Annotated in this window: 7 protein-coding genes and 4 tRNA genes; 7 read left to right on the forward strand and 4 right to left on the reverse strand. The window is 46.3% G+C overall.

Features of this window, described 5'->3' with window-relative positions; translation table 11 throughout:
- Nucleotides 1-31 precede the first annotated feature (31 nt).
- The 7 genes from FTU50_RS12340 to FTU50_RS12370 all read left to right on the forward strand — a co-directional run bounded on the left by FTU50_RS12340 (nucleotide 32) and on the right by FTU50_RS12370 (nucleotide 3531).
- Nucleotides 32-385 carry a hypothetical protein gene (locus tag FTU50_RS12340; RefSeq protein ID WP_180062722.1) on the forward strand — a complete coding sequence of 118 codons (354 nt, stop codon included), beginning with the start codon at nucleotides 32-34 and terminating at the stop codon, nucleotides 383-385.
- 159 nt (nucleotides 386-544) lie between these two features.
- Nucleotides 545-1765, forward strand: a complete 1221-nt coding sequence (gene argJ, locus FTU50_RS12345; RefSeq protein ID WP_016658664.1) for a bifunctional glutamate N-acetyltransferase/amino-acid acetyltransferase ArgJ — start codon at nucleotides 545-547, stop codon at nucleotides 1763-1765.
- 144 nt (nucleotides 1766-1909) lie between these two features.
- Complete coding sequence (gene nadA / locus FTU50_RS12350) at nucleotides 1910-2977, forward strand: quinolinate synthase NadA (RefSeq protein ID WP_127800468.1); 1068 nt, start codon at nucleotides 1910-1912, stop codon at nucleotides 2975-2977.
- A 154-nt stretch (nucleotides 2978-3131) separates the two neighbouring features.
- Nucleotides 3132-3208: transfer RNA gene (locus tag FTU50_RS12355), tRNA-Pro, on the forward strand.
- A 41-nt stretch (nucleotides 3209-3249) separates the two neighbouring features.
- Nucleotides 3250-3326 (forward strand) — tRNA-Arg (locus tag FTU50_RS12360).
- A 34-nt stretch (nucleotides 3327-3360) separates the two neighbouring features.
- A tRNA-His gene (locus FTU50_RS12365) sits at nucleotides 3361-3436 on the forward strand.
- An 18-nt stretch (nucleotides 3437-3454) separates the two neighbouring features.
- A tRNA-Pro gene (locus tag FTU50_RS12370) sits at nucleotides 3455-3531 on the forward strand.
- Between the two features lie 133 nt (nucleotides 3532-3664).
- Here FTU50_RS12370 and FTU50_RS12375 read toward each other — a convergent pair.
- From FTU50_RS12375 to FTU50_RS12385, 4 genes are read right to left on the reverse strand one after another with little or no spacing between them, the layout of a single operon-like run.
- Nucleotides 3665-4144: an OmpA family protein gene (locus tag FTU50_RS12375; protein WP_127801379.1), complete on the reverse strand. Its 480-nt coding sequence runs from the start codon at nucleotides 4142-4144 to the stop codon at nucleotides 3665-3667.
- 7 nt (nucleotides 4145-4151) lie between these two features.
- Nucleotides 4152-5240, reverse strand: coding sequence for a sensor domain-containing diguanylate cyclase (locus tag FTU50_RS12380; protein ID WP_257222845.1), 1089 nt, complete (start codon nucleotides 5238-5240; stop codon nucleotides 4152-4154).
- Nucleotides 5237-5380 carry a hypothetical protein gene (locus FTU50_RS15580; protein ID WP_160242843.1) on the reverse strand — a complete coding sequence of 48 codons (144 nt, stop codon included), beginning with the start codon at nucleotides 5378-5380 and terminating at the stop codon, nucleotides 5237-5239. Before FTU50_RS15580 ends, FTU50_RS12380 begins: the two co-directional genes overlap by 4 nt.
- The gene (locus FTU50_RS12385; protein WP_257222844.1) at nucleotides 5373-5834 is read right to left on the reverse strand and encodes a YfiR family protein; all 462 of its coding nucleotides are present in this window, start codon (nucleotides 5832-5834) and stop codon (nucleotides 5373-5375) included. Before FTU50_RS12385 ends, FTU50_RS15580 begins: the two co-directional genes overlap by 8 nt.
- Nucleotides 5835-6206: the final 372 nt, after the last annotated feature.

A 6206-nucleotide genomic window follows, 5' to 3' on the forward strand; every position in this document is an offset into this window, starting at 1 on the left:
GCACATTGCACACCGAAAAGTGGAAAACACAATGAAAAAAGTATTACAACCTTTACTGATTGTTGCTTTAGCAACGCCTGCTTTGGCTTTTGCCAATACCCAAACCACCACGCTGGCAAAAGTTCAGGCCGCAGTCGGTGTAAGCACCACCCAAGCAGTGGTCAATAATGACCAGGTGACGGTTGCAAGCCCACGTACCGGTATCCGTTATACCTTTGCCAACCCGAATAAACGTCCGATTGTGCTCCAGACTGCAGCCATTGCTCCGGCCAATGCTGCCAATGCCGACCGCATTGTTGCTTCTAACCCGGCCCTGTCTGCAGAAAGCCAGCAAAAAGCCAAACAGGCTTTATTAAACGAAGCTGCGCAACTGGCCAAAAACTAAGGGTCAAGCACACAACACTAACCAGCCTGCGGGCTGGTTTTTTATTGCACGGCAGTTGAGTCTGGCCACAATTTTGTGGATGATGGGTTCTGCTCGATTTTTTCCTGATTTTGTTCTAAGCTGTGCACACTGAATTATTAACTGGTTGGACGTTTAAAAATGGCAGTAGGTGACGTTTCTATGCCACAGATGCATGTGGTCAAAGGGGTGAGAATTGGGACAGCAGAAGCCTATGTTCGTTATAAGAACCGACGTGACCTTGTTATTTTTGAACTGGCCGAAGGCGCCAATGTCGCCGGTGTGTTTACCCAAAACGCCTTTTGTGCAGCACCTGTGCATATCTGTAAAGCACATCTGCAGGCGGGTAATCCACGCTATTTAGTGATTAACACCGGCAATGCTAATGCCGGAACCGGTAAAACCGGTATGCAAAATGCAGCAGCAACCTGTGCCAAGCTGGCTGAACTGGCGGGTGTACAGACCGCCGAAGTATTGCCGTTTTCTACTGGTGTGATTGGCGAGCAGTTACCAATTGAGCGTTTAACTGCGGGTTTACAACCGGCCTTAGACAGCTTGCGTGCCGATGCCTGGGACGACGCTGCCCGCGGTATTATGACCACAGATACCACACCGAAAGGTGCATCTGAGCAGTTTGAACTGGATGGCATCACTTATACCATGACCGGTATTTCTAAAGGTGCCGGCATGATTCGCCCGAATATGGCGACCATGCTTGGTTATGTGGCCACTGATGCTCCAATCAGCCGTGAACTGGTACAGCAACTGTTGAGTAGTACGGTTAATGTCTCGTTTAACCGCATCACTGTCGATGGCGATACCTCAACCAATGACTCCTGTATCTTCATTGCAACTGGCCAGGCCGGTGGTACAGAAATCAGCTCGACCGAAGATCCGCGTTATGCCGTAGTATTAGAGGTTTTAACCCGGGTGATGACACGTCTGGCGCAGCTGATTGTGCGTGATGGTGAAGGCGCGACCAAATTTATTACCGTTGCAGTCGAAGGTGGACAAAATACCCAGGAATGTTGCGATATTGCTTACAGTATTGCTCATTCACCGCTAGTAAAAACCGCTATTTTTGCCTCAGATCCAAACTGGGGCCGTATTCTGGCGGCCATTGGTTATGCGGGCGTGCCAAATTTAGACGTTGAAAAAATTCAGGTTTGGTTAGATGATGTACAAATCTGTAAAGATGGCGGCGCCGCAGCGGACTATACCGAAGAAGCCGGCGCACGTGTCATGGCGCAGCAGGAAATGACCATTCGTGTAGATTTAGGTCGTGGCCAGGCTCAAGATACCGTCTATACCTGCGATTTATCTTATGATTATGTCAAGATTAATGCAGACTACCGTTCTTAAGTCCCTGATGTATTTCTGAAAAAGCCTCCGTTGTGAGGCTTTTTTACAACGCTGTATTTTTAATGATTGGTCAAGCGCTGACACTGACCAATTGCTGATGTAACTGCTTGTGCAAACAAGCATTTCGATAGAGAAGACGCTGTTATGAATGATGCGACCATTTTAATTGCCAATGAAGCAAAGTCGATTGTGCAGGCGCATTTAGACCGTTTGGGTGAACCGAAAGAAAATCATTTAACTGAAGAAGCCAAGCAGGCCAAATTTGCCTTAATTCAGGCCGAACTTAAAAAACGTGATGCAGTACTGGTGGCACACTATTATTGCGATCCTGAAGTGCAAGAGCTGGCAGAGCTGACGGGTGGTTGTGTATCGGATTCACTGGAAATGGCACGTTTTGGTCGTGATCATGCAGCGTCAACCCTGGTGGTGGCCGGGGTGAAATTTATGGGCGAAACCGCCAAAATCCTGTCACCTGAGAAAACAGTGCTGATGCCGACGCTGGAAGCCACCTGTTCACTCGACCTGGGCTGCCCGGTAGATGAATTTACCCAATTCTGCGATGCCCATCCTGATCATACCGTAGTGGTGTATGCCAACACCTCGGCTGCTGTGAAAGCCCGTGCCGACTGGGTGGTAACCTCAAGCTGTGCGGTTGAAATTGTCGAGCATCTCGATAGCCTGGGTGAAAAAATTATCTGGGCACCGGATCAGCATTTGGGTCGTTATATCCAGAAAAAAACGGGCGCAGACATGCTACTCTGGGATGGTGCCTGTATCGTGCATGAAGAATTCCGTGCCCGCGGGATTGCACAAATGAAAGCGCTTTATCCGGATGCAGCGGTGCTGGTGCATCCAGAATCACCAGAATCGGTGGTGGATATTGCTGATGCAGTCGGCAGTACCTCGCAATTGATCAAGGCTGCCCAGACTTTGCCACATGAGCGTTTAATTGTGGCGACCGACCGCGGGATTTTCTACAAAATGCAGCAGGCGGTACCGAACAAGATTCTGGTAGAAGCGCCGACCGCTGGTGAAGGCGCGACCTGTCGCTCATGCGCGCATTGCCCGTGGATGGCTATGAACGAACTAGATGGGATTTTGCAGGTTTTACAGCAGGGTGATCAGGAAATTTTTGTTGATCCTACGCTGGCAGAACGCGCCAAATTACCGCTCGATCGCATGTTAAACTTCAGTGCGCAGCTAAAACGCTAAAAATTGATTGAAAAATGTCTAAAATGCTTGATAAATAAGCGGTTGAAGAGATTTTTCATATTTTTTTAAAGATAGGTGTTGACGTCCACGGGCGTCGCGCCTAGAATGCACACCGTACCGCACGATGTGCGATACACGAAAAGCTGAGATGAAACGGAGCATAGCACAGCCTGGTAGTGCACCTGGTTTGGGACCAGGGGGTCGTAGGTTCGAATCCTACTGCTCCGACCAATTTCTCAAGGCAACGATGTGTTTTTGGTATCATCGGTTAAGCGCTTGTAGCTCAGTTGGATAGAGCATCCGCCTTCTAAGCGGATGGTCACAGGTTCGAATCCTGTCAGGCGCGCCATTTTGGTGGCTTGGTATTGTAGAACTAATTGATGGTGGATGTAGCTCAGTTGGTAGAGCCCTGGATTGTGATTCCAGTTGTCGCGGGTTCGAATCCCGTCATTCACCCCAACTTTTAAAGTTGAATATCGGAGCATAGCACAGCCTGGTAGTGCACCTGGTTTGGGACCAGGGGGTCGTAGGTTCGAATCCTACTGCTCCGACCAATTTCCCTAAAGTTGAAAGATAAAAGATACCGCGTTAAGCGGTTTTTTTATGCCTGAAATTTGAGTCTGCGGATCAAATCTCCCCATAAAAAAAGCCTCTGCAAGAGGCTAGTTCTACAAAGTGGCAAAATACTTAAGGCACAATCACCACATTTACACGCCGGTTCATCGCCCGGTTTTCAGGAGAGGTATTGGGCACCAGTGGTTGTTCTGCACCGCGAGGAATTACCTGTAAATGGTTTGGTCGAAAGCCTTGTTGCATAAAAATCTGTGCGACATTTTCAGCGCGTTCTCCGGACAGCTTCAGGTTATAGGTCAGGTCGCCGACATTGTCGCTATGTCCAATAATTTTGACTTTATCTAGTTTATATTTCAGTAACTTGCTCGAGAGTTGCTGTAAGGCTTGCTGGTTATGCGCCTGGATCTCGGCCTGATCAAAACCGAACAGCAGTTTTTCTGGCAGGCCTAAGCTCCAGCCCTCACTGGTCAGGCTAAAGCCTTCCTGCTTGAGCATGCGGGCCTGTTTGTAATTAAGTTGCCCCAGACTCATGCAGGCACTGAGGGTAGTCAGTGCAAGCAGCAGACAAGCAGTTTTAAAAATATGTTTTAACATGAATAAACTAACCTTTGGCCATGCGCCCGTGCTCTGCAAAAATGTACCAGTGTTGTGCGAGCTGCTTGGCCTTATACATGGCCATATCTGCATTATTGATCAGCATTTCAGGAGATGATGCTGACTGCGCGAGTGCGATGCCAATACTAAAACTGAAATAAATAGGATGATGATTAAAAATTAAAGGCTGGCGACAGCAGTGGAGTAAATTTTCACTTATTCTAATTAAATCATGATGATCTTCAATATTTTTTACAATAATTGCGAACTCATCACCACCGAGGCGGGACACAAAATCATGCTGGTTTAACGCTTGGCGCAAGCGTTTGGTCATTTCCAGCAGCACGGCATCACCGGCGGCATGGCCGTGGCGATCATTAATTTCTTTAAAGTTATCGTTATCAATAAACAGCAGGGCAATGCTGTCTTGCGTACCTTGGGCAAAACTCTGTGCCAGCATTTGATGGAAATATTCACGATTAGGAAGTTGGGTCAGTCCATCATGACGGGCCTGATGCGACAATTGATGATTTTCATGTTGCAGGGCCCGGGTTGAGGCTTCAATTTTGTCCAGCAGTTCATTTACCACGCGATTAATTTCCTGAAACTCAGAAATTTCAGACGAGGGCAGGCGTAGCTGATAATTTTTATTGGTGCTGATGGTCTGGGTGGTCTGTACCAGCGGATTGACCGCTTTCATCAAATGTCGGTAAACCGCATTTGCCGACCAGAACAGTAAGGCCAGCAGTAAAATAAAGCTAATGGTCAGCGCCAGTAGAATGGTATAGAAAAAACTGACATGGGTGGAGGCATTGCCATAGACCACCAGTTGTCCAAAATTTTGCTGCTGATGCTGAATCTCGACTGTCACTGGCTCACGAAAATACAGCCAGTCCAGTAAATACTGAATAAACGGTAACGCATTTTGATGATGATGAATGGTCGACAGGACTTCACCATTGGTTGCGATGACTTGAATCGAATGAATCGGATATTGCTCGGCATATTCAGTCAGAATCTTCTGAATTGTATAGGTGTCATGAAAGACCACAGCGGGCTGAATCCGCTCTGCCAGAGAGCCGGATAAAATACTCAAACTCTGTTTGGCATAACTTCCAGGGTGTAATTAGACACCACACAAAAAATACCTAGGCATAAACCAAAGGTCAGAATAAAAATCACCAGCTGGTACGAACGGAAAATACGTCGTAGCGATACTGCTTTGGGCTTATTCATGCTTTAGGCCCCCGTTTTTACCCAGTAATAATACCCGGGGGTCAATATGTACCTGCGATTGCGTCAGACTTTGCATATTCACCCTAAATGAATACTGCTGATTTTTCTTCTGGTAAAGGCAAAAGACGCTGCCCAGCTCACAGGCTGAATTGGTGGTGCTAATGCTTAAGGCGGGATAACGCACTGTACTGTTCAGAATATTCTGTTCTTCACGTGGGCTTAGGTTGGAAAAGACAATGGCCTGACAACTGGTCTGTTTTAAATCGTCTAATTGTAGTGGGCTGATTTTATAAACATGCTGTGCGCTACGCTGGCTTTTAAATTGTTGTGCTAGCGCCGGATTATTCACAATACAAATATTCGGCGTGTTTTGCTCCCATTTGGTATAACTTAAAATGGCATACACCATTTGGGGTGTACCAGCGGTTGGGCTATTGGCATGGGCAGGGTGCAAACATAAACACAGCAAAAAACACAGTGTTTTGTGTAAGGGGAGAGAAGGCATTTTTATAAAAAGTTAAAAATAAAATTATGGCCGCAGTCTAACTAAAATAAAAATGAAAGAAAAAGATAAAAAATAAACTGAAAAACCTGAAATTGATCATAAAAAATACAGTTAAGATATATTTCCCAAAATAATTAAAAATAGGGGTTGCGTCAGGTTTTATTTGCTCTATAATGCACATCCATCGGCGGTGGTGTTGATAAAAACTTGTTGATAAACAAGGATTTAGCTAAAATGGTTGAGTTCTGGTTTAGGTGGTAAGTTTAGAAATAAAATCAACATTGCATGTTGACTTTCTAAAAATAGAGAGTAATATAGCCG

It is taken from the genome of Acinetobacter sp. YH12112 (assembly GCF_013418945.1).
In the GTDB taxonomy this organism is placed as follows: domain Bacteria; phylum Pseudomonadota; class Gammaproteobacteria; order Pseudomonadales; family Moraxellaceae; genus Acinetobacter; species Acinetobacter indicus.

Coding starts and splice junctions, on each gene's coding strand:
- FTU50_RS12340 (WP_180062722.1), top strand. CDS start 32: ATGAAAAAAGTATTACAACCTTTACTGATTGTTGCTTTAGCAACGCCT.
- argJ (WP_016658664.1), top strand. CDS start 545: ATGGCAGTAGGTGACGTTTCTATGCCACAGATGCATGTGGTCAAAGGG.
- nadA (WP_127800468.1), top strand. CDS start 1,910: ATGAATGATGCGACCATTTTAATTGCCAATGAAGCAAAGTCGATTGTG.
- FTU50_RS12375 (WP_127801379.1), bottom strand. CDS start 4,144: ATGTTAAAACATATTTTTAAAACTGCTTGTCTGCTGCTTGCACTGACT.
- FTU50_RS15580 (WP_160242843.1), bottom strand. CDS start 5,380: ATGAATAAGCCCAAAGCAGTATCGCTACGACGTATTTTCCGTTCGTAC.